This window comes from Nocardia sp. NPDC003979, from assembly GCF_053605015.1.
Genome location: NZ_JBSGIJ010000007.1, coordinates 44,227 through 68,317 on the forward strand (window position 1 = coordinate 44,227; position 24,091 = coordinate 68,317).

General features: G+C 70.6%; 11 protein-coding genes. 9 read left to right on the plus strand and 2 right to left on the minus strand.

Annotated elements, in window-relative coordinates; all coding sequences use genetic code 11:
* Nucleotide 1: 1 nt before the first annotated feature.
* Complete coding sequence (locus ACWEVR_RS16940; RefSeq protein ID WP_452467677.1) at nt 2-1,531, minus strand: TldD/PmbA family protein; 1,530 nt, start codon at nt 1,529-1,531, stop codon at nt 2-4.
* Between the two features lie 134 nt (nt 1,532-1,665).
* Here ACWEVR_RS16940 and ACWEVR_RS16945 point away from each other — a divergent pair, with 134 nt between their 5' ends.
* A complete protein-coding gene (locus ACWEVR_RS16945; RefSeq protein ID WP_303745828.1) occupies nt 1,666-2,310 on the plus strand; it encodes a TetR family transcriptional regulator in 645 nt (214 codons plus the stop codon).
* Here the strand turns inward: ACWEVR_RS16945 and ACWEVR_RS16950 are convergent.
* The gene (locus tag ACWEVR_RS16950) at nt 2,307-3,074 is read right to left on the minus strand and encodes a TSUP family transporter (protein WP_452467678.1); all 768 of its coding nucleotides are present in this window, start codon (nt 3,072-3,074) and stop codon (nt 2,307-2,309) included. The genes ACWEVR_RS16945 and ACWEVR_RS16950 overlap by 4 nt on opposite strands.
* A gap of 56 nt (nt 3,075-3,130) precedes the next feature.
* Here ACWEVR_RS16950 and ACWEVR_RS16955 point away from each other — a divergent pair, with 56 nt between their 5' ends.
* From ACWEVR_RS16955 to ACWEVR_RS16990, 8 genes are all read left to right on the plus strand, one after another.
* Nucleotides 3,131-4,297: a sensor histidine kinase gene (locus tag ACWEVR_RS16955; protein ID WP_067635507.1), complete on the plus strand. Its 1,167-nt coding sequence runs from the start codon at nt 3,131-3,133 to the stop codon at nt 4,295-4,297.
* 21 nt (nt 4,298-4,318) lie between these two features.
* Complete coding sequence (locus ACWEVR_RS16960; RefSeq protein ID WP_452467679.1) at nt 4,319-4,978, plus strand: response regulator; 660 nt, start codon at nt 4,319-4,321, stop codon at nt 4,976-4,978.
* Nucleotides 4,979-5,051: 73 nt separating this feature from the next.
* Nucleotides 5,052-5,543, plus strand: coding sequence for an FxsA family protein (locus tag ACWEVR_RS16965; protein ID WP_067492207.1), 492 nt, complete (start codon nt 5,052-5,054; stop codon nt 5,541-5,543).
* Nucleotides 5,544-5,585: 42 nt separating this feature from the next.
* The gene (locus ACWEVR_RS16970) at nt 5,586-5,789 is read left to right on the plus strand and encodes a hypothetical protein (RefSeq protein WP_067492208.1); all 204 of its coding nucleotides are present in this window, start codon (nt 5,586-5,588) and stop codon (nt 5,787-5,789) included.
* Nucleotides 5,790-5,819: 30 nt separating this feature from the next.
* Nucleotides 5,820-7,403: an amidohydrolase gene (locus ACWEVR_RS16975; RefSeq protein ID WP_452467680.1), complete on the plus strand. Its 1,584-nt coding sequence runs from the start codon at nt 5,820-5,822 to the stop codon at nt 7,401-7,403.
* Between the two features lie 321 nt (nt 7,404-7,724).
* Nucleotides 7,725-9,254 carry an apolipoprotein N-acyltransferase gene (gene lnt, locus ACWEVR_RS16980; protein ID WP_452467888.1) on the plus strand — a complete coding sequence of 510 codons (1,530 nt, stop codon included), beginning with the start codon at nt 7,725-7,727 and terminating at the stop codon, nt 9,252-9,254.
* A gap of 199 nt (nt 9,255-9,453) precedes the next feature.
* Entirely contained in the window at nt 9,454-23,097 is a 13,644-nt protein-coding gene (locus ACWEVR_RS16985) for an amino acid adenylation domain-containing protein (protein WP_452467681.1), read from the plus strand.
* Nucleotides 23,094-24,083 carry an ATP-binding cassette domain-containing protein gene (locus ACWEVR_RS16990; RefSeq protein ID WP_067492211.1) on the plus strand — a complete coding sequence of 330 codons (990 nt, stop codon included), beginning with the start codon at nt 23,094-23,096 and terminating at the stop codon, nt 24,081-24,083. The genes ACWEVR_RS16985 and ACWEVR_RS16990 overlap by 4 nt, the downstream gene beginning before the upstream one ends.
* Nucleotides 24,084-24,091 lie beyond the last annotated feature (8 nt).

Genomic DNA, 24,091 nt, shown 5'->3' on the forward strand with positions numbered 1-24,091 from the left:
CTCACTGGCCGCCCTCCGTCCGGGTGTTGAGAATATTGACCCCGCGCACCAGCACCGACGGGCAACCGTGACTCACCGCCGCCACCTGACCCGGTTGAGCCTTACCGCAATTGAACGCCCCACCCAGCTGCCACGTGCTCGGCCCGCCGACCGCCTCCATCGACCCCCAGAAATCGGTTGTCGTGGCCTGGTAGGCGACATCACGCACCTGACCGGCCAGCTCCCCGTTGCGGATCCGGAAGAACCGCTGTCCGGTGAACTGGAAGTTGTAGCGCTGCATATCGATCGACCAGGATTTGTCGCCCACGACGTAGAGACCGTCCTCGACCCGCGAGATCAGCTCGGCAGTGCTCGTGTCGTTGTCGGGATCCGGTTGCAGCGACACATTGGCCATCCGCTGGATCGGCACGTGGTGCGGCGAGTCGGCGTAGGAGCAGCCGTTGGAGCGGTCCAGGCCGAGGCGCGGGGCGAACACGCGGTCGAGTTGATAGCCGACGAGGACACCGTCGCGCACCAGATCCCACCGCTGGCCCGCCACACCCTCGTCGTCGTAGCCGACGGTGGCCAGCCCGTTCGCCTGTGTACGGTCACCGGTGACGTGCATGATCGGGGTGCCGTAGCGCAAGGTCCCGAGCTTGTCGGGAGTGGCGAACGATGTACCCGCATAGGCGGATTCGTAGCCGATCGCCCGGTCGTACTCGGTGGCGTGCCCGATGGATTCGTGGATGGTGAGCCACAGGTTGGTCGGGTCGATCACCAGATCGGTCGGCCCCGCAACGACCGAAGGCGCCTTCACCTTCTCGGCCAGCCAGCCGGGGATCCGCGCGAGTTCGTCTGCCCAGTCCCAGGTTCCGTCGGCGCCGGTGACGTACTCCCACCCGCGACCCGCCGGCGCGGCGAGGGTGCGCATTGTCTCGAACACCCCGGACGCGGCATCGACGGTCACCGCCTCGAGCTCTGGATGCAACCGCACCCGCTGCTGGGTGATCGACGATCCGGCGGTGTCGGCATAGAAAGTCTGTTCCTTGACCTGCAACACCGCGGCGGTGACGTGGTCGACACCGTCGGCCGAGGACAACCGCCCCGAATAGTCCTGCAGCAGCGCCACTTTGTCGGCCGTCGGCACCGCGAACGGATCGAGATCGTAGGCCGACACCCAGGACACGTCGTCGTAGACCGGTTCGTCGGCCAGCTCCACCCGCTCCCGGTTCAGCGAACGCAGCGCTCGCGCGACGGTCACCGCGCGACGCGCCATCTCGGTGGCGGTGTCGGGGGTGAGGGCGGCGTGAGACGCGAAACCCCAGGTGCCGTCGACGATCACACGCACCGCCAACCCGAGTTCGGTGGCATCGGTGACCGCCTCCACCCGGCCGTCGCGCAACCGGACCGACTGGGTCACCAACCGCTGCACCCGCAGATCGGCATGTTCGGCGCCCGCCGCGCGGGCCGCCGACAACGCGGCCTCGGCCAGCGCGGCGAGCCCGAGCGCACGGAACTCTTCGTCCACTTCGTGTGAAGTCGTGGTACTCACCGCGCCTACGCTAGCGGCTCCCACCGACACGTGCTCCACGCCTACGTGAAAACCGGGCCGTGGCAGCGACAACCGTGACGCGCGGGCCCCGATCCTCCCGCCGGGGAACCCGCCGATGCCGTAGGGTGCCCGCCGTGCCGCCATCTGCCCTCCGCGATCGAAAAAGGGAACGAACCCGTCGTGCGATTCTGCTGGCCGCCGTCGAATTGTTCGAGGCAGCAGGCTATGAGGAGACCACCGTCGCCGAGATCGCGGCCGCGGCCGAGGTCGGCACCCGGACCTTCTTCAACTACTTCGCCAGCAAGGAAGAACTGCTCTTCCCCGAACCCGACGACCGCGTGCGCGCGGCGGTCGCGGCCATCGCCACGCGCAGGCCGGGGGAACGACCCGTCGAGGTGTTGCTGCGTGCCCTGCGCGCCGCGGGCGACAACCCCGGCGAACACCTCGTCGACGACCTGGGCGCCCGCATCGCCGCCCTGCGCGCCCGCGTGTCGCGCACCGTCCCGTCGGTGAGCGGTCGCGCCGCACATGCCCAGCTCGTCGCCCAGCGCGAGATCGCCAGGCAGCTGCACCTGGCGTTTCCCCACGAACTCGACGAAGTCGGCGCCGCCGCCCTGGTCGGCGCCGTGGTCGGCGCGGTCTCGGGCGCGTTGACGGTGCTGTTCCAGCAACCGCAGCACAGCATCGACGACGGCGAACGCCTGCACCGCAAGATCCACGAAACCACTTCGCGGGTACTGCAACCGTGGCTGGCCGCCCAGCCCGACGCGGTGCGCTAGGCGAACTGCTGCCAGCCCAGCCGCACCACCATCACCACGACCACGACCAGCAGCACCACCCGGACGAAGCCCGCGCCCCTGGCCAGCGCCATCCGCGAACCCACAATCGCACCGGCGATATTCGCCACCGCCATGCCCGCGCCGAGCCCCCACAGCACGTGCCCGGTGGCACCGAGATACAGCAGCGCGCCCACGTTCGACCCGCAGTTGATGACCTTGGCCATCGCCGCGGCGCGCACGAACTCGGTGCCGAGCAGAGTGGCGAAGGTGATGATCAGGAAGGTTCCGGTGCCGGGGCCGAGCAAGCCGTCGTAGAGGCCTATGAGACCCGAGGCGAGCGCGACGACCAGGATCACCTTGCGTCGCGTCGGCGGGTGCGTCGCCATCGTCAACCCGACCTTCGGTCGCAACGTCACGAAGATCGCCACGCCGACGAGCACGACCATCACCATCGGGATGAACAGTTCCCGGTCGATGAGCGACACGGCCGCCGCACCGCACGCGGCGGTGATCGCGGCGATCACCCCACCGGGCACCAGCACCTTCCACTGCATGGGCACCTTGCGCGCGAAGGTCAGTACCGCCGTGGCCGTTCCCGCCAGCGCGGCCATCTTGTTCGTGCCGAGCGCGGTCTGCGGTGCGATGCCGGGGGCGACCAGCAACAGGGTGGGCAGGATGATCAGCCCGCCGCCGCCGACCACCGCGTCGACCCAGCCCGCCGCCGCCGCGGCCACCAGTAGCACCGTCCAGTCTCCGAGTTGCACGCGTCAAGGCAATCAAGATCACGGCCGGAAAGCCAGCGGGCGCCTAGGCTTGGCCGGTGCGCCGGTTCAGTCTGTGGCTTCGTGGACGACCCATCGTCGCCGACTCCCTCCTCGCGGCGATGCTGCTGTGCTTCGACGTCCTCGGCGTGGGCGAGGCCAGGAACAAGGTCGTCTACCTCGTGCTGTCGGTGCTGCTACCGATGCCGGTGGCCCTGCGGCGGCTGTACCCGCGCGCCATGGCCGCGACCCTGCTCGTGCTGTCACTGCTGTGCACGTTCACCGCCTACCTGCTGAACGAGAGCACCGCACCGCACGTGGCGCTGATCGGGCTCGGCGTGATGCTCTACACGCTGGTTGCCTATGTCGGACGCCGTGACGGGCTGATCTACGTGGGCTTCCTCGCCCTCGACCTGGGTCTGTCGGTGCTGCTGGTGCGCGAGCCGAAGGGCGGCGACCTGATCCTCGTCGGCGCCATCTACGCGCTGTGCTGGACGCTGGCGGAGTTCAACGGCGCCCGGCACGCCTACGACGCCGAGGTCGCCGCGCGGCTGGCGGTCGCCGACTACGACAAGGAACGCCGCGCCCACGAGGCCGTCGCCGCCGAACGCACCCGCATCGCCCGCGAACTCCACGACGTGGTCGCGCATGCGGTGAGCGTCATCATCGTGCAGGCCGACGGCGCGAAATACGCCCTGCGCACCGACCCGGACGCCGCCGAACGCGCGCTCTCGACGATCGCGGGCACCGGTCGCGACGCCCTGCGCGAACTGCGCCGCACCGTCGCCCTGTTGCGCACCGAACACGCACCCGAACTCCTGCCCCAGCACGGCAGCGCGGGCATCGCGCAACTGGCGCAGATGATGCGCGAGGCGGGCCTGGCCGTCGACCTCGAACTCACCGGCGAACTCGACGACATCGCACCCGAGGTGAGTCTCGGCGTGCACCGCATCGTGCAGGAGTCGCTGACCAACACCCTCCGGCACGCCGGTGCGAGCGCCAAGGCCGTGGTGCGGGTGCAGCGCGGCGCCGAGGAGATCCTGGTCGAGATCACCGACAGCGGCGGAGTTCCCGTGCGGGAGAGCGCGATTCACGGTGGCGGTATGGGCCTGGTCGGCATGCGCGAACGCGTCGCCGTGCTCGGCGGCACCCTGCACGCGGGCAAGCTGCCCGACGGGCGCTGGCAGGTGAGCGCCCGCCTCCCGCTGCGTGCCGAAACGGACTGAATCGGCCGCTAGGGTGAGGGAATGCCGATCAGTGTGCTCGTGGTGGACGATCAGGAACTCATGCGGATGGGCCTGAAAATGGTCCTCGGCGCCCACCCCGACATCGAGGTCGTCGGTGAGGCGGCCAACGGTGAGGAAGCTGTGCGGCGCACCGGGGAGTTGCGCCCCGACGTCGTGCTGATGGACGTGCGGATGCCGGTGGTCGACGGCGTCACCGCCACCGGCCGCATCGTCGCCACCGGTGACGGCGTGCGCGTGCTCGTGATGACCACCTTCGACCTCGACGAACACGCCCTCGGCGCGCTGCGCGCGGGGGCGAGCGGATTCCTGCTCAAGGACACCCCGCCGGAAGACCTCGTCTCGGCGATCCGCAGCGTCGCCGCCGGCGACGCCGTGGTGTCACCCAAGGTGACCAAACGCCTGCTCGACCGCCTCGTCGCCGACGACCCGGCCGGGCTGCGCGACCCCTCGGTGCTCGACGTGCTCACCGTCCGCGAACGCGAGGTGCTCGAGCAGATCGCCGCCGGGCAGAGCAACGCCGAGATCGCCGCCGCACTGTTCCTGTCCGAAGCCACCGTGAAGACACACGTGGGCCGGGTGCTCACCAAACTCGGGCTGCGCGACCGGGTGCAGGCGGTGGTGCTGGCGTACGAGACCGGGCTGGTGCGGCCCGGCGGATGAGTGATCCGCCACGGGCCGGGAGAAAAAACGCGTGCTCGTGCGTTGAACGGGTAGATCGTCCGAAAGGATCACCATGACCGCCCTGCTGTTCGTGCTCTACCTCGTCGTCGAGATCGCCGCCCTCGTCGGCCTCGCCCAGGTGATCGGCGTCGGCTGGGCGCTGCTGGTGCTCGTCGCGGTCTCCGGCGTGGGACTGGCCTTGCTCGCCAAGCAGGGGCGACGGGTGTTCGACCGGTTCCGGCGGGCCTCGCGCGGTGAGGTGAGCGCGGAGAGCGCCGTCGCCGACGGACTGCTCGTCGCGACGGGCTCGGTGCTGCTGTTCGTACCGGGCCTCGTCACCGGTGTGCTCGGATTGCTCGCCCTGTTCCCGCCCACCCGCGCGCTGCTGCGACCGGTGCTCGAGAAGCTCGGTACCAGGCGCTTCGGCCCGCTGCCCTCGTTCGCGCCCGCGCCCTACCGTGGCGTGGTCGTCGATGCCGGCGGCGACGTGGTCGACGGTGACGTCGTCGGCCAGTGGTATGACGACGGGCACACTCGTGGTCCGCGTGCGCTCGGTTCCGCCTGAACCGCCGACATTCCTACCGGCCGACGGTCTACAGTGACCCGCATGGCCACCGAGCAGATCACCGTCACGGTGAGCGAGGAACTGGCCGACGCGGTACGCCGAGCGAGTACCGCTGCCGGACAGTCGATGTCGGACTTCACCACCGCCGCGTGGCGGTTGGAACTGATCGCCGCCCGAGCGGGCGGACACACACCGGCGGGACTCGGCGACGCCGACGTGTGCGCCGTGCTGTCCCTGCCGACCTGACGATCCGCCGATACGGCAGACTGGGGCACCGTGAGTACCCAGTTGCTGATCGGCGGTCGTTTCTACAGTTCCAGCTCCCCGGACGCGACCGCGATGGCGGTCACCGACGGCACCGTGGTGTGGCTCGGCGCCGAAGCGCCCGGGCGTGCCATGCATCCCGACGCGGAGATCATCGACCTCGACGGCGCGTTCGTCGCGCCCGCGTTCGTCGACCCGCACGTCCACGTCACCGCCCTCGGACTGCGGCTCACCGGGCTGGATCTGCGCGGTGCTCGCTCGCTGGCCGACCTTCTCGACGCGGTCCGCGCCCACGCCGCGCGGCAGCCCGACGGGGTGATCATCGGCGACGGCTGGGACGACACCACCTGGCCCGAGCAGCGGCCGCCGACGGTCGCCGAACTCGACGAGGCCGCGGGGCCGGGCAGGCTGGTCTACCTCGCGCGCATCGACGCGCACTCGGCGGTCGCGTCGTCGGCGCTGCTCGATGCCGCCGGTGAGGCCGGCGACCGTGGCGAACCGCTGCGCGCCGACGCCCACCACCGGGTACGTGCCGTCGCCCTGGCCGGACTGTCTCGCGCCCAACGGGATTCGGCCCGCACCGCCGCCCTCGACAGCGCCGCCGCGCACGGCATCGTGGCCGTGCACGAATGCGCCGGCCCCGACATCTCCAGCCGCGACGACGTGCGCGAACTGCTCGCCTTCGATCACGGCGTGCAGGTGCGTGCCTACTGGGGCCAGGCCGTGCGCGGCGCGGACGAGGCGCGCTCGCTGCTCGCCGATCTCGGCGTGCACGGGCTCGGCGGCGACCTGTTCGTCGACGGGTCGCTCGGCTCACACACCGCGCTGCTGCGCGAACCGTACGCCGACGCCGCCGGCTGCGGAAAGAACTTCCTCGACGCCGATGCCGTCACCGACCACCTGCGCGCCTGCACCGAAGCCGGGATCCAGGCCGGGTTCCACGCCATCGGCGACGCGGCCGTGGACCTCGTGGTCGACGGCTTCACCCGGGTCGCAAGCGAACTCGGCGGTCCCGCCGTCGCCGCGCGCGGGCACCGGGTCGAGCACGCCGAGATGACCGACGCCGCCGCGATCGAACAGCTCGCCCGGCTCGGAGTGATCCTGTCGGTGCAACCGGGCTTCGACGCCGCCTGGGGCGGAACCGACGGCATGTACGCCACCCGCCTGGGCGCCGAGCGCGCCGCCGGCCTCAACCCGTTCGCCGCGATGGCGGCCGCAGGGATCTCACTGGCCATCGGCTCCGACGCTCCTGTGACGACCCAGAATCCCTGGGAACAGATCCGTGCCGCGGTGCACCACCGCACCTCCGGCCACGGACTGTCACCGCGCGCCGCCTTCGCCGCCGCCACCCGTGGCGCCTGGCGCGCGGGCGGTGTCCGCGACGGGATGGCGGGCACCCTCGTCCCCGGTGCCCCCGCGTCGTACGCGATCTGGGACGCGGGCGATCTCGTCGTCGCCGCGGCCGCCGACACCGTCCAGCGCTGGTCGACCGACCCGCGCTCGCGCGTCCCCGGCCTGCCCGCCCTCGACCCGGACGCGCCCCTGCCGACCTGCCTGCGCACCGTGCACAACGGCACGACCATCTACGCGGCCTGAGCCGACCCGCCACGAATCACGGAGCGCGACACCATGATCGACCCCGCCACCGGCGACCGGCGCCTACCCACCCAGCCATCGGGACAGGTCGAGGGACCTGCGTGTCCCGGCGACGAGGAGCGCGACAGTCCTTCCGCGCCGGATGCGGGCACTGTCGACGACCGCTCCGCTGAGCGGGGAGGGTCGCCGGACCGGCCCGCAGCCGAAACGAGCGATACTCACGGACCTGACGGCACGTCGCCGTCGGAGCGGAGCGCAGGGCGGGAAGGCGATGCCGGTTCCGATCACGCGGTGGCGACGGCTGGGGCCGTGTTCTGGCGGATGGCGGGGGCGGTGCTCGGCGGGGCGCTGCTGTTCGCCAGTTTTCCGCCGCGGCCGCTGTGGTTTCTCGCCCCCTTCGCCGTCGCGCTGCTGACGCTCGCGGTTTACGGGACGAGCAGGGCGCGGGCCGCGTTCGGGTACGGGATGCTCGGCGGGCTGGCGTTCTTCCTGCCGTTGCTGCCGTGGACCGGGATCTACGTGGGGCCCGTGCCGTGGCTGGCGTTGTCGACGGCGTGCGCGGTGTTCTTCGGGCTCTGGGGCGTGCTCGCGCGGTGGCTCGGCGGACTCCGCGGATGGCCCGTGTGGCTGGCGCTGGCGTGGACGGCGACGGAATGGGCGCGCTCGAATGTTCCCTTCGGTGGATTCCCGTGGGGGAGAATCGCTTTCGGTCAGGCCGACGGGTGGTACCTGCCCCTGGCGGCCTACGGTGGTGCCCCGCTGATCGGCTTCGCGGTGGCCCTCACCGGCACCGCGCTCGCCGCCCTCGTGCTGCGGGTGCGGGCCGGACAGCGCACTGTCGACAAGGGCATCGCGCTGACCGGTCTCGCCGTGATCGTCGCGCCGCTGGCCGGGCTCGCGCTGCGCCCCACCCTGCCCGCTCCCGACGACGGTCTGCGCACGGTGACGGTCGCCGCCATCCAGGGCAGCGTGCCGCGACTCGGCCTCGACTTCAACGCCCAGCGCCGCGCCGTGCTCGACAACCACGTCCGCCGCACCGAGGAACTGGCCGACAGCGTCGCACGCGGCCAAGAGCGCAAACCGGACATCGTGATCTGGCCCGAGAACTCCTCCGACATCGACCCGCTGCGCAATGCCGACGCCGCCGCCGTCATCACCCGCGCCTCGGAGCGCATCGGTGCCCCGATCCTCGTCGGCGCGGTGCTGGTGAACGGCGACCGGACCACCACGAACTCGGTGATCGTCTGGAACGGTGCCGCCGGGCCGGGGGAGCGCCACGACAAGAAAATCATCCAGCCGTTCGGTGAATACCTGCCGATGCGAAGTTTCTTCCGTTTGTTCTCTTCCTATGCCGATCGCGCGGGCTATTTCGTACCGGGCCACGGCGACGGCACCGTTACTGCCGCGAATGTCCGAATCGGCGTCGCCACCTGTTATGAGGTCGCCTTCGACCGGGCATTCCGGGAATCCCTTGCGGCGGGCGCGCAATTGCTGACCGTCCCGACCAACAACGCCACCTTCGGCGAGAGTGAGATGACGTATCAGCAATTGGCGATGTCGCGGGTGCGCGCGGTCGAGCACGGGCGGGCGCTCGTGGTCGCGGCAACCACCGGGGTCAGTGGGATCATCACCGCCGACGGCACTCTCACGCAGCACTCCGACCAAGTCGTCCCCGCGGCGCTGGTCGCCCAGTTACCATTGCGCGACACGGCGACGATCGCGACCAGGACCGGTGCGGCGCCCGAACTGGCGTCCGTTATCCTGACCGCGATCGGTGCGGGACTGCTCTTGGCCCGCCGCCACCGAGTGAACCAGACGCAGGTTATGCGCAGCTCGGGAAATTCTGAATAAGCGGTTTGTTTCAGCCCGGGGGAAGCGGCATCGAGTTGCTGCTACAGGGGTGTAATTCGTTGAGCGCGAAATAAATCCAGATCGGTAGCCATCCGGCCGCCGGAGTACTCCGAATCATGGGCGTGGATAGCCACGCCCTGGGCCGTCGTGTGCCCGGGCGCTGCTCGGGGAGTCGTGACACACCAGAACGGAGTGCTTGATGAGTTCATTGGCCACCGACCGCGTCAGCTCATGCGTCACCGACGAGGACTCGAGCCAGCCGTTCGCTTTGTCGCCCGGTCAGACGGCGCTGTGGTACGCGCAACGGATCAGGCCCGACATCCCGCTCACGATCGCGCACTATGTGGAACTGCACGGCGATCTCGACCCGGGCAGGCTGCTCTACGCCATCGAGCGATTCGGCGCCGAATCCCAGGTGGGACACGTGCGCCTACTCGAGATCGACGGCGTACCCCATCAGCGGGTCGATCCGAGCTGGCGACCCGGCTGGGCCCGTCTCGACCTGCGCGGCGAGCCCGACCCACGCGCGGCCGCGCTACGGTGGATGAACGAGCACGCCAGCACGCCCATCGACATGGAGAACGAGCCGCTCACCATCAATGTGGTGCTGCGCGTCGGCGAGCGTGACTGGTTCTGGTACGAGCGCGGTCACCACATCGTGATCGACGGATACGGGGCGATGAACGCACTCGCGCGCACCGCCGAGATCTACACCGCGGTCGGCGAGCAGCGCGAACCCTCCGTATCGCGCGCCGCCGCCCTGGTCGACCTCTACGCCGACGAGTCGCGCTACCGCGAGTCCAGCCGTTTCCACGCCGACCGCGAGTACTGGATGCAGCAGCTCGCCGGTGTCGGCGAGCCGATGACGCTGTCGTCGGTGACCGCGACCGGCGACACCCACGACCCCGGCCGGCACCGCGCGACCGCCGTGCTCGACACCGACCTCGACACCCTGCTCACGCAGGCGATCACCGCGCACAACTCGGCCAACTCCGCGCTCATCGTCGCCGCCCTCGCCGCCTACGTCCGCTCGGTCACCGGCAATCCCGACGTGGTGCTGAGCCTGCCCGTCTCGGCGCGCACCACCGTGGCGTTGCGCCGCTCGGCGGGTGTGGTGTCCAACGTCGTTCCGCTGCGCGTGCGTTTCGACGAGAACACCACCGTCGCCGATGTGGTCCGCCAGACCGAACTGCAGATCACCGGCGCCCTGCGGCACCAGCGCTACCGCTCCGACGACATCCGCCGCGACTGCGGCTACTCGCGCGACGCCCGTGGGTTCTTCGGGCCGATGGTCAACATCATGCTGTTCCACGACGAGCTGAAATTCGGTGACATCACCGGTCAGCTGCACGTGCTGGCGACCGGCCCCGTCGAAGACCTCTCCATCAATATCTACAACGGCGACGGCGGCCGCATCCAGCTCGACTTCGAGGCCAACCCCCGCCTCTACGGCGAGGCCGAGAACTCGGCGCATCACGCCCGCTACCTGGACTTCCTCGCCCGGTTCCTGGCCGCCGCCCCCGACAGCCCGGCCCACGCGCTCAACGCCATCACCGCGACCGAACGCGAACGCGTGCTGCGGGAATGGAACGCCACCGAGATCCCGGTGCCCACCGGCACGCTCGTCTCGCTGTTCACCGATCAGGTGCGACGCAGCCCGCACGCCGTCGCGTTGGAATACGGCGACCGCGCCATCGGCTACACCGAACTGTCCGAACGGGTGAACCAGCTGGCCCGCGAACTCATCGCGCGCGGTGCGGGCCCGGAGACCACCGTCGGATTGTGCCTGCACCGCAGCATCGAGATGGTGATCGGCATGTACGCCGTGCTCGCCACCGGCGCCGCCTACCTGCCGATCGATCCGGAACATCCGGTCGACCGCATCGATGCCGTTGTGGCACAGGCGAAACCGGTGTGCGTGCTGACCGCCGCCCGCGACGGCGTGCGGCTGCCGGCGGGTGCCGTGCGCGTCGATCTGGACACGCTCGACGTCACCGGGCACGACATCGCCCCCATCACCGACGCCGACCGCCGAGCGCCGCTGCGGCCCGAACATCCCGCCTACGTCATCTTCACCTCGGGCTCCACCGGCAAGCCGAAGGGGGTGGCGGTCACGCACGCCGCCATCGTCAACCGGCTGCGGTGGATGCAGGCCGAATACCCGCTCGACCACAGCGACGCCGTGCTGCAGAAGACCCCGGCCACCTTCGACGTGTCGGTCTGGGAGTTCTTCTGGCCGTTGCAGGTCGGGGCGCGGCTGGTCGTCGCCGCACCCGGCGGGCACCGCGATCCGGCGTACCTGGCGCGGATCATCACCGAGAAGTCCGTCACCACAGCACATTTCGTGCCTTCGATGTTGTCGTTGTTCGTCACCGATCCGCGCGTGCGCGGCGGCGCGAACCTGCGGCGGGTGTTCTGCAGCGGTGAGGCGCTGCCCGGCGCCACCGTCGCCCACTTCCATGCCGCTCTGCGCGGGCCGGAACTGCACAACCTGTACGGGCCGACCGAGGCCGCGGTCGACGTCACCTACTGGCCGTGCCCGGTCGGAGCGACCACCGTGCCGATCGGGTCGCCGGTGTGGAACACCAAGACCTACGTACTCGATCCGCAGCTGCGCCCGGTTCCACCCGGCGTGGTCGGCGAGCTGTACCTCGCGGGTACCCAGTTGGCGCGCGGCTACCTCGGCAGGCCCGATCTGACGGCCGACCGGTTCGTCGCCAACCCGTTCACCCCCGGGCAACGCATGTACCGCACGGGCGACCTGGCCCGCTGGCAGCTCGACGGCGGCGTCCTGGAATACCTGGGGCGCACCGACTTCCAGGTGAAGATCCGTGGGTTGCGCATCGAACTCGGCGAGGTCGAGTCGGCGCTACTCGCTCAGGACGGTATCGCCCGTGCCGTCTGCGTGGCACGCACCAGCCGCACCGGCGACGACGAACTCGTCGCCTACGTGGTCGCCGCGCCGGGTGCCGCCACACCCGAGGTGGCGGCCTTGATGGCGGCGCTGCGCCGGGCGCTGCCCTCCTACATGGTGCCCTCGGCCCTGGTCGTGCTCGACGAACTGCCGCTGAGCGCCAACGGCAAGGTCGACCGCAAGGCACTGCCCGCCCCCGAGGTCGGTGTGCGGGTGACCACCGGCGCGGACGCACCGCAGACCGAGCTGGAATGCGCGCTCGCCGAGATCTTCACCGAGGTGCTCGCGCTCGACGGCACCGGAATCGGCGTGCAGGACAGCTTCTTCGACCTCGGTGGCAACTCGCTCGTCGCCGCGCGCGCCGTCGCCAGGATCAACACCACCCTGGACGCGAGCATCAGCATCCGGCACCTGTTCGAGTACTCGACCATCGCGTCGCTGGCCGAGTACATCAGCACCCACCGGCCCGAGTCCTCCACACCCGAGCTGGTTCCCGCGACCCGGCCGGAAAGGGTGCCGCTGTCGCTGGCCCAGCAGCGGCTCTGGATCCTCAACCGGTTCGCCGAACACGCCGCCGCCTACAACATGCCGCTGGCGCTGCGGCTGACCGGCCGGCTGGACCTGTCCGCCCTGCGGGCCGGCCTGCGTGACGTGCTCGACCGCCACGAAAGCCTGCGCACCAGCTTCCCCGACGGCCCGGACGGGCCGTACCAGCTGATCCATCCGGCCGCCGTCGTGGCACCCGATCTCGTCGCGCACGACGTGGACGGCCGCATCGACGACCTCGTCGCCGAGGTCGCCGGTCGCGGCTTCGACCTGCGCGGCGAGACTCCGCTGCGGGTGGTGCTGTACCGCCTGGCCCCTGACGAGCATCTGCTGGTGGTGGTGCTGCACCACATCTGTGGTGACGGCTGGTCGGTCGCGCCGCTGGCCAGGGATCTGATGACCGCCGTCGCCGCCCGCGCCGAGGGCACTGCGCCGGGGTGGACGCCACTGCCCGTGCAGTACGCCGATTTCGCACTGTGGCAACGGGAACTGCTCGGTGACGAGACCGACCCGGAGGCACCGCTGGGGCGTCAGCTCGGGCACTGGCGCCGGGCCCTCGCCGGACTGCCCGATCAGCTCGACCTGCCGCTCGACCGCCCGCGCCCGCTGCGACGGACCACCGGCGGCGACACGGTCGCCTTCACCATCGATGCCGAAACACGCCGGGCAGCAGCCCAACTCGCCAGCGGCCGCGGGGTGAGCATGTTCATGGTGCTGCACGCCGCGTTGGCCACCGTGCTCGCGCGTGTGTGCGGCAGCACCGACATCACCATCGGCACCCCGATCGCGGGACGCTCCGACCCGGCGCTCGACGAACTCGTCGGCATGTTCGTCAACACCCTCGTACTGCGCACCGACGTCGACCTCGGCGCCGGTTTCGACCGGGTCCTCGACCAGGTCCGCGAAACCGACCTCGACGCCTTCGCCAACCCCGACGTGCCCTTCGAACGGCTCGTCGAACTGGTGAACCCGGACCGGTCGACCAACCGGCATCCGCTGTTCCAGGTGATGCTGTCCTATGACCGCACCCCCGAGCTGCGCGTCGAACTGCCCGGTGTGGCCGCCGAACTGGTACCCGTGCAGACCGGTGTCGCCAAGTTCGATCTGCAGCTCGAGGTGCGCGATAACCACGATGACGGCCCGCTGCACGCCGAATTCGGTTATGCCACCGATGTTTTCGACCGCTCGACCATCGAGGCCATCGCCCGCCGGTTCACCACCATGCTGCGGTGCGCGCTTGCCGCGCCGCAGGAACCGATCGGTGACCTGCCGCTGCTCGACCGTCGCGAGATCGCGCGGCTCGTGCCCGTGGCGGGCGCACCGGCCGAACCGGCCGACACCCTCGCCCGCCTGCTCGCCGATACCGCCCAGCGCCTGCCGGACTCGGTCGCGGTGCGTTATCTCGGGCTCGATACGACCTACCGAGAGCTCGACGAGCGTTCGAACAGGTTGGCGCGCAGCCTGATCGCCCACGGCGCGGGCCCGGAGTCGGTGGTGGCGGTGGCGTTGCCGCGTGGGCTGGAATCCATCATCGCCATCTGGGCGGTGGCCAAGACCGGTGCCGCGTACGTACCGGTCGACCCGGCGTACCCCACCGAGCGCATCGCGCACATGATCGGCGACTCCGGTGCGGTGCTCGGGCTCACCCTGCCCGAACACCTCGCCGCGCTGCCGACCACCGTCGGCAAGCACCGCCGGGCGCCGGAATGGCTGGTGTTCGGGACCGCCGCGTTCGAAGCCGACTGCGCACACCGCTCGGCCGCACCTGTGCGCGACATCGAGCGCACGCACCCGATGCGGCCGACCCAGCCCGCGTACCTGATCTACACCTCGGGCTCCACCGGCCTGCCCAAGGCGGTCGTCGTCACCCATGCGGGCGTCTCCTCGCTGGCCAGCGAGCAGACCCAGCTGTTTCGGGTGACCGATGCCGCTCGTACCCTGCACTTCTCCTCACCGAGTTTCGACGCCTCGGTGCTGGAGCTGCTGCTGGGCTTCGCCGCGGGCGCGACCGTCGTCGTCGCCCCGGCCGACCTGTACGGCGGCGCCGAACTGGCGGGATTCCTCCGCTCGGAGCGGATCACGCACGCCTTCATCACCCCGGCCGCCCTGGCGACCGTGCCCGCCGGTGAGTTCCCCGAACTCAATACCGTCATCGTCGGCGGCGAGGCATGCTCCGACGAACTGGTCGACATCTGGGCCGGTCGCTACCGGATGCACAACATGTACGGCCCGTCGGAGGCGACCGTCGCGGTCACCGCGAGCGCCGCCATGGTGCCCGGCGAACCGGTGCCCCTCGGTGCGCCCGTGCGCGGGATGCGCTTGTTCCTCCTCGATTCCCGGCTGCACCCGGTGCCGCCGGGGACTCCGGGGGAGCTGTATGTGTCCGGTCCCGGCGTGGCACGCGGGTACCTGGGCAAACTCGGGCTCACCGCACAGCGCTTCGTCGCGAACCCGCACGGTCGAGTGGGCGAAAGGATGTACCGCACGGGCGATCTCGTGGTCGCCGACGCCACCGGACGCCTGCGTTTCCTCGGCCGCGCCGACGACCAGATCAAGATCCGTGGCTTCCGTATCGAGCTGCGCGAGATCGACCATGTGCTGCGCGAACACCCGGGGGTGCGCTCGGCGACGACCGTGGTGCACGTGGACGAACACGGTCAGCAGCGGCTCGCGTCCTACGTCACCGCCGACGGGCCGATCGAACCGGCGGCCGTGCTCGACACCGCACGTGGCAGGCTGCCCGGTTACATGGTGCCCGCCGCGCTGGCGGTGCTCGACCGGATGCCGGTGACCCCGGCGGGCAAATTGGACCGAAAGGCCCTGCCCGCACCGGAATTCGCGGCGGCAGGCGGATCGCGCGCACCGCGTACCCACCTCGAGATGCGGGTGGCTGCGGTGTTCACCGAGATCCTCGGTCGGCCGGTGCCCGGCGCGGAGGACAGCTTCTTCGACATCGGCGGCAACTCGCTGCTCGCCACCCGGCTGGCCGCGGCGCTGCACGCCGACTTCGAGGTCGATCTGCCGGTACGTCAGATCTTCGAGGCGCCGACGGTGGCGGGCATCGCCGGTTTGATCGCGGAAGCGCCCCGGACGCAGCGGGTGGCGCTGGCGGTACACACCCCGCGCCCGGGACGCATACCACTGTCGCTGCCGCAGCAACGACTGTGGTTCCTCAACCGATTGTCACCCGAATCCAGCGCCTACAACATCGCTTTCGTCTTGCGAATCGGCGGCGATCTGGATATCGACGCCCTGCGCGGCGCGGTCACCGACCTGGTGCAGCGGCACGAGGTGCTGCGCACGGTCTTCCCCGAGGACCTCTCGGGCGCCCAGCAGGTGGTCTTGCCGACGGCCGGGTCGGTGCCTGCGATCGAGCCCGTCGACACCGATCCCGCACGGGCGGAGGAGGTGCTCGCCGAGTTCGCCAGGCAGGGCTTCGATCTGACCCACGAGACGCCGTTGCGAGTCTCGTTGCTGCGCACCGGCACCAACGAGTACCTGCTCGGCGTAGTCGTGCACCACATCGCCGCCGACGGGTGGTCGCTCGGCCCGTTGACCAAGGATCTCGCGGTGTCGTACGTAGCGCGCGCCGGCGGCAGTGTCCCGGTGCGCGAACCGCTGCCGGTGCAGTACGCCGACTTCAGCCTGTGGCAGCGGGCCGTGCTCGGCGCCGAGGACGACCCGGACAGCATCGCCGCCACCCAGCTCGCGTTCTGGCGCGAGACGCTGGCCGAGCTGCCCGACGAACTGCCGTTGCCGTTCGACCGGCCGCGTCCGGCCGAGCCGGTGGGCACGGCGGCCACCGTGGTGTGCCCGGTGTCGGCGCCGTTACGTGCGGCGATGGAGGAACTGGCGGCCGACACCGGCGTCAGCCTGTTCATGGTCGTCCGTTCGGCGCTCGCGGTGCTGCTGCGCGGGGTCACCGGCGGTCGCGACATCCCGATCGGCACCCCGGTCGCCGGACGCACCGACATCCAGCTCGACGAGCTGGTCGGCATGTTCGTCAACACCCTCGTGCTGCGCTCCGACGTCGACCCCGGCGCCAGCTTCACCGAACTGCTGCACGCCGACCGCGATTCGGAGCTGGCCGCGCTCGCGCACGCCGACCTGCCGTTCGAACGGGTCGTCGATGCGCTCGGCCGCGACAGCCGGGCCAACAACCGGCACCCGCTGTTCCAGGTGGCGCTGAGCATGCAGGACGACAGCGCGCCGGAACTGGAACTGCCCGGCCTGCGGTTGCGCGCCGAGGAGCTCGACATCGCCCGCGCCAAGTTCGACCTGGAACTGCGGGTGGCCCCCGACGGCGACGGCCAGCGTTTCGAATTCGTCTATTCCACCGAGCTTTTCGACCGGGCGACGATCGAGACGCTGGCCACCCGGTTCGCGGCGATCCTCACCCAGGTGACCGCCGACCCGCGCAGGCTGGTGTGCGATATCGACCAGCTCACCGTCGCCGAACATCGCGCGCTCGTCCCGGCGCAGGGCCCGGCGCCGGTCACCCCGGTGGTGCTGTCCGACATCATCGACCGGGCCGCCGACTGGTATCCGAGCAGGCCCGCGCTGCGGTGGTTCGCCGGCGGCAGTGTGGCGGGCGAGGTCGGTGAACTCGACTACGACGAGGTGGCCCGCCGTGCCCACCGGCTCGGTCGCGCACTCATCGCACGGGGGATCGGCACCGGCGATCGGGTCGCCGTCGGCCTCACCCGGTCGCTGGACTGCGCGCTCGCCATCTTCGGTGTCGCCGCGAGCGGTGCCGCGTTCGTGCCCGTCGACCCGCGCTACCCGGCCGACCGGGTGCGGCACATGCTCACCGACTCCGGTGCGCGCGCCGTGCTCACCACCAGCGCCGACGCCCCCGCCCTGCGCGAGGCCGCCGGACCGCTCGACACCCGGTGGCTGCTGGTCGACGACCCCGACCTGCACACCGAACTGGCCGGATACGACGACGCCCCGATCCGCGACGCCGAACGCATCCGCCCCATCCACACCGCCGACCTGGCGTACCAGATCTACACCTCCGGCTCCACCGGTCTGCCCAAGGGCGTCACCGTCACCCACGGTGGTCTGGTCAGCCTCGCGCTCGACCTGCGCGAACGGATGGGCCTCGACCGGTTCGCCAGGACGTTCTTCTTCTCCACCCCCAGCTTCGACGTGTCCGTGCTCGACATGCTGCTCGCGGTGTACTCCGGCGCGGAGATGGTGATCGGCCCGATCGACGTCTACGGCGGCGACGAACTCGGCGCCCTGCTGGAACGGGAGGAGATCACCCACACCTTCCTCACCCCCGCCGTACTCGCCTCGATCGACGCGAGCCGGTGGCCGCTGCCGCGACTGCGCGGGCTGATGGCCGGTGGCGAGGCCGTGCCGCCGGACCTGGTGGAGAACTGGGCGCCCGGGCGCCGATTCGTCAACGCCTACGGGCCGACGGAGTTCACCGTCATCGCGGCCATGTCGGAGCTGCGGGTCGGTGTGCCGGTGACCATCGGTACACCGGTGCGCGGATCGCGGGCCCTGGTACTCGACGAACGGTTGAAACCGGTCGTGGCCGGGGTTCCCGGCGAGCTCTACATCGGTGGTGCGGGTATCGCCCAGGGCTACCACCAGCGGTTCGGGCTCACCGCCTCGCGCTTCGTCGCCGACCCGTGCGGACCCGCGGGCAGCCGGATGTACCGCACCGGCGACGTGGTGCGCTGGACGGCCACCGGCGAACTGGACTACCTGGGCCGCAGCGACCACCAGGTGAAGGTGCGCGGTTTCCGTATCGAGCTCGGCGAGATCAGCGCCGTGCTCGGCAGCCACCCCGATGTCCGTTTCGCCCATACCGAGGTGCGCACCATCGCGGGTGACGACCGGATCGTCGCCTGGGTGCAGCTGGGCGAAGGCGCGGTCCCAGCCGATCTGGCCGACGTGCGCAATCACGCCGTCAAACACCTGGCCGGGCATATGGTTCCGGCCTCGCTGAACCTGATCGACGCCGTGCCGCTCACACCCGTCGGCAAGCTCGACCGGACGGCGCTGCCCGAACCGGAGTTCACCGTCGCTGCGGGCCGCGCCCCGCGCACCGAGTCCGAACGCCTGGTGGCCAGGGTGTTCGCCGAGCTGCTCGGCGTCGAGGACGTGTCGGCCACCGACAGCTTCTTCGACATCGGCGGCAACTCGCTGCTGGCCACCCAGCTGGTCGCCCGGCTGGCGGCCGCGAGCAATGTGCGACTCGAGGTGCGTACCGTGTTCGCCGCACCGACCGTCGCCGAGCTCGCGGCGCTGGTGGAGACCGGCCCGTCCGGCGACGAAGGTCGCCCGGACCTGGTGAAACAGGATCGCCCGGAACGGATCCCGCTCTCGGCGGCCCAACGCAGGCTGTGGTTCCTCAACCGGTTCAACGCCGGTGCGCAGGACCAGTCCGCCGGCGCGTACAACATCCCGGTGGTGCTGCGGTTGCACGGTCCGATCGACCTCGACGCACTCATCGCCGCCCTGCACACGGTGCAACGCAGGCACGAGACGCTGCGCACGGTGTTCCCGGAAACGGCGGGCGAGCCCGAGCAGCTGGTCCTCGACCCGCAGCTCGCGGCGGTCACCCTCTTCCATGCGAGTGCGACACCGCACGAGGTCGACGCCGCCGTCGCGCGTTTCGCCGCGCCGGGCTTCGACCTGTCGGTCTCGGTGCCGTTGCGGGCCGCGCTCATCACCGTCGACCGCACCGGGCTGCCGGTGCCCGCCCAGGCCAAACTGGCCGTCGCCGGGTCTCAGGAGCACGTGCTCGTGCTGGTGGTGCACCACATCGCCATGGACGGGTGGTCGCTCGAACCGCTCGCCGCCGAGGTGGCCGCCGCATACCGTGGCATCCGCACCGGTGAACCGTTCGGCGAACAGATTCCCGAGATCCAGTACGCCGACTACACGCTGTGGCAGCAGCAGCTCCTCGGCACCGAGGACGACGAGAACTCGCTGATCCGCAAGCAGCTCGAGCACTGGCGCGACACCCTCGACGGGCTGCCCGAACTGCTCACCGTGCCCGCCGATCGGCCGCGCCCGCCGGTGCCCTCCTACCGGGGCGGCACCGTCGACTGCACGGTCGACGCCGCCACCCACCGAGCGCTGCGCGGGATCGCCGCCGCCAACAACGTCAGCATGTTCATGGTGCTGCACGCCGCGCTCGCGGTACTGCTGCACCGGGTGACGGGCACCGACGACATCGTCGTCGGCACCGCCAGCGCGGGACGTGGTCATCCGGCACTCGACGCGCTGATCGGCATGTTCGTCAACACCCTTGTGCTGCGCACCGAGGTGTCCGACGACCGCGCCTTCGTCGACCTGCTGCGCACCGTGCGCGACCGCGACCTCGACGCCTTCGCCCATGCCGACCTGCCGTTCGAGCGACTGGTCGAGGTGCTCAATCCCGCACGCTCGCAGGCGCATCACCCGCTGTTCCAGGTGATGCTCTCGGTGCGCAACAACCCGGTGCGGATGCTGGAACTGCCCGGCCTGAGGATCGAGGCGGTCGACGCCGACGCAGGCATCGCCAAGTTCGATCTGCAGTTCACCTTCACCGAGACCCAGACCGGTGATCGCGTCGGTGACGGCATCACCCTGTCGGTGAACTACGCCGCCGACCTGTTCGAGGAGGTCACCGCGCGCCGCCTCGGCGACCGCCTGGTGCGGCTGCTCACCGCTGTCGCCGCCGACCCGAACACCGCCGTCGGCGACCTGGCCCTGCTCGACGCGGTCGAGTGGACCGCGCTGGCACCCGTCCACGGTGCCCGGCCCGACACCCCGGTCACCCTGGCCGAGGTGTTCGACGCCGCGGCGGCGCGGGCCCGCGACGGGGTGGCGCTCAGCGCGGGCGACACCGTGGTCACCTACGACGCCCTCGACCGCTGGACCAACCGGCTCGCCCGGCTGCTCATCGGCCAGGGAATCGGCCCGGAAAGCCTTGTCGCGCTCGGTATTCCGCGTTCGGTGGAGTCGGTGGCGACCATGCTGGCCGTCGCCAAGGCCGGCGCCGCGTTCGTCCCGGTGGACCCGAACTACCCGCCGCAGCGGATCAGTCACATGCTCACCGACTCCGGTGCCGCGATCGGTCTGACCCTGCTCGCGCACCGCGACCAGCTGCCCGGTGACTGCCGGTGGCTGGTGCTCGACGACCCGCACACCCGCGCCACCGTGCTCGGCACCGACGACGCGCCGATCACCGACGCCGACCGGGTCCGGCCGCTGCGCCTGGCCAACCCGGCCTACGTGGTGTACACCTCCGGGTCGACCGGCACCCCGAAGGGTGTGGTGGTCACCCACGGCGGCATCTCGAACTTCGCCGCCGAATGCGCCGACCGCTACGACGTGCGACCGGGCAGCCGGGTGCTGCACTTCGCCACCCCGAGCTTCGACGGGTCGATGCTCGACATCCTGTTCGCGCTCGGTGGGGCGGGCACCCTCGTCATCACGCCCGCGGGCATCGTCGGCGGCGAGGACCTGCGTCAGCTGTTCATCCGGGAGCGGATCACGCACGCCTTCATCACCACCGCCGCACTCGGCACCGTCGATCCGGCGGGTGTGCATTCGCTCGCGCACATCCTGACCGGTGGTGAGGCGCTGCCGCCGGACCTGCTCGCCCGCTGGGCGCCGGGACGCAACTTCTACAACGTCTACGGACCCACGGAGACGACTATCGTCACCCTGATGCCGCAACCGATGAGCCCGCAGGGCCCGATCACCATCGGCGGTCCCATCCGCGGTGTCTCGGCCACGGTGCTCGACCGGCGGTTGCATCCCACCCCGATCGGTGTCACGGGCGAACTGCAGCTGGCCGGTGCGGCACTGGCCCGCGGCTACCACAATCGGCCGGGGCTCACCGCGCAACGTTTCGTCGCCAATCCGTACGGTGCGCCCGGTGAACGCATGTACCGCACCGGCGACCTGGTGCGCTGGCGTGACGGCAGGAAGTCGGCGCTCGACGTGGAATACGTCGGCCGCACCGACCACCAGGTGAAGGTGCGCGGGTTCCGGATCGAACTCGGCGAGATCGACGTGGCCTTCGCCCGGCACCCCGACGTGGAGCTGGCGCTCACCGTCGGGCACACCACTCAGGCCGGGGCCACCGCGCTGGTGTCGTATGTGAAGGCCCGCGCGGGTGCGTCGCCGACGGTGCCCGAACTGCTCGAGCACATCGGTGCGCATGTGCCCAATTACATGGTGCCGCAGGCGATCATGCTGCTCGACGAGGTGCCGCTCAGCCCGGTCGGCAAGCTCGACCGTGCCCGGCTGCCCGAACCGGTGTTCACCGCCTCGGGAGGGTACCGCGCACCGGTGACTCCCGCCGAGGTGGCGCTGTGTGCCGCCTTCGCCGAGGTACTCGGGGTCGAACGGGTCGGCGCCGACGACGGGTTCTTCGAACTGGGTGGCAACTCGCTGCTGGCCACCAAAGTCGTTGCGGCGCTGCGGGAGCAGGGCTACGAGATGCCGGTGCAGATGATGTTCGGCGATGCCACGCCGGCCGCCATCGCCGCCCGGCTCGACGGCGCCGACCCGGCGGACGTGATGGCCGCCGCCCTGGAACCGGTGCTGCCGATCCGCCCGTCGACCGGACCGCACGACACCCCGCTGTTCTGTGTGCACCCGGCCATCGGCCTGGCCTGGTGCTACTCGGGGCTGCTCGCACACCTGGCTCCCGATCGTCCCGTGTACGGCCTGCAGGCTCCGCACGTGTCCGGTCAGGACAGCTTCACCTCCATCCCGGAGGCCGCGGGTCACTACGTGGCCAATATCCGGGCGATTCAGCCGCACGGGCCGTATCACCTGCTCGGCTGGTCGCTCGGCGGGCTCATCGCCCAGGAGATCGCGGTGCAGCTGCAGGAGCTGGGTGAGGACGTTGCGCTGCTGGCGATGATGGACAGCTACCAGCTCGGCGACCGCTGGCTCGACACCGCGATGCCGAGCGTCGCCGACATCCTCGGCGAGTTCGGTGCCGACCTCGTCGACGGTGCACCACTGCCGGCCGACCTCGACCTGCACGAAGCGGCGGATCTGCTGCGGGCACAGCCGGGGCCGTTCGCGGCGCTGTCGGTGGACAACCTGCAACGCCTCTACACCGGGTACGCCGACGGGACGGTGATGGCCAACGCGTTCCGGCCGCGCACCTTCGACGGCGACCTGCTGTTCTTCACCGCGGCGGCGGACGAGATCAACGCCGCCGATCCCGCCAGGCGGGCCGGTTCCTGGCAACAGTTCGTCACCGGCACCATCCACAACCACGACCTGCCCTGCAGGCACGCGGCGATGACCACACCGGAGGCGCTGGCGGCGATCGGCCCCGTGCTGCACCGCCATCTCGACGGGGTGCCCGGGATCACCGTGTGCGGCGGCGCCGAGAAGGAGATGCGTCCGTGAGTCTGGCCGTAGAAGTGCGCGGCCTCGCCAAGAGTTTCGGCAAGGTGCGCGTACTGAAGGAGATCGACCTCGAGATACCGGCGGGCACGGTGCTCGGCCTGCTCGGGCCCAACGGCGCGGGTAAGACGACCACCGTGCGGATCGTCACCACCCTGCTTCGCCCCGACGCGGGCACGGTGCGCGTGGCCGGGGTCGACGTGCTGGCCGACCCGGCCGCGGCCCGCACCCGCCTCGGGTTGTCCGGCCAGTACGCGGCGGTCGACGCGAACCTGACCGGATACGAGAACCTGCGCATGGTGGCTCGCCTCTACGGCATGTCGAAGAAGCAGGCCACCGAACGTGCCGACGAATTGCTCACCGCGCTCGGTCTCGACCACGCGGCGAGCCGACGTGCGGGCACCTACTCCGGCGGTATGGCCCGGCGTCTCGACCTGGCCGGTTCTCTCGTCGCACGGCCGCCGGTGGTCGTGCTCGACGAACCGACCACCGGCCTCGACCCCCGGGGGCGCCTGGACATGTGGAAGGTGATCGGCGACCTCGTCGACGACGGCACCACGGTGCTGCTCACCACCCAGTACCTGGAGGAAGCCGACCTGCTCGCCGACCGGATCACCGTGATCGACAAGGGCACCGTCATCGCCCGTGGCTCCGCCGACGAACTCAAGACCTCCATCGGCGGCGACCGCCTCACGGTCACCCTGGCCGCCGGGCAGAGTCCCGACCTCGCGGTCTCGGTGCTCGATCAGGTGGGTGTCGGCACGCCGATCCACGAGCCGGGCAGCGACGAAGTATCGGTGGTGGTCGGCAACGGCTCCCGCACGATGGTCGAGGCCCTGCGCCGGCTCGACGACGCGGGGGTGTGCGTGCTCGACGCCGTCGTGGTCCGCCCGACCCTCGACGACGTGTTCCTCTCGCTCACCGGAACCCCGGCCGAACCGGCCACCGAACCCGAAACCGACGACGTGCCAGAGGAGATCCTGTCGTGAGCGTGGCC

What these genes read in the sequence shown, in the direction of transcription:
- ACWEVR_RS16965 (WP_067492207.1), top strand. Translation starts at nt 5,052, where the DNA reads ATGACCGCCCTGCTGTTCGTGCTCTACCTCGTCGTCGAGATCGCCGCC.
- ACWEVR_RS16970 (WP_067492208.1), top strand. Translation starts at nt 5,586, where the DNA reads ATGGCCACCGAGCAGATCACCGTCACGGTGAGCGAGGAACTGGCCGAC.
- ACWEVR_RS16985 (WP_452467681.1), top strand. Translation starts at nt 9,454, where the DNA reads ATGAGTTCATTGGCCACCGACCGCGTCAGCTCATGCGTCACCGACGAG.
- lnt (WP_452467888.1), top strand. Translation starts at nt 7,725, where the DNA reads ATGGCGGGGGCGGTGCTCGGCGGGGCGCTGCTGTTCGCCAGTTTTCCG.
- ACWEVR_RS16960 (WP_452467679.1), top strand. Translation starts at nt 4,319, where the DNA reads ATGCCGATCAGTGTGCTCGTGGTGGACGATCAGGAACTCATGCGGATG.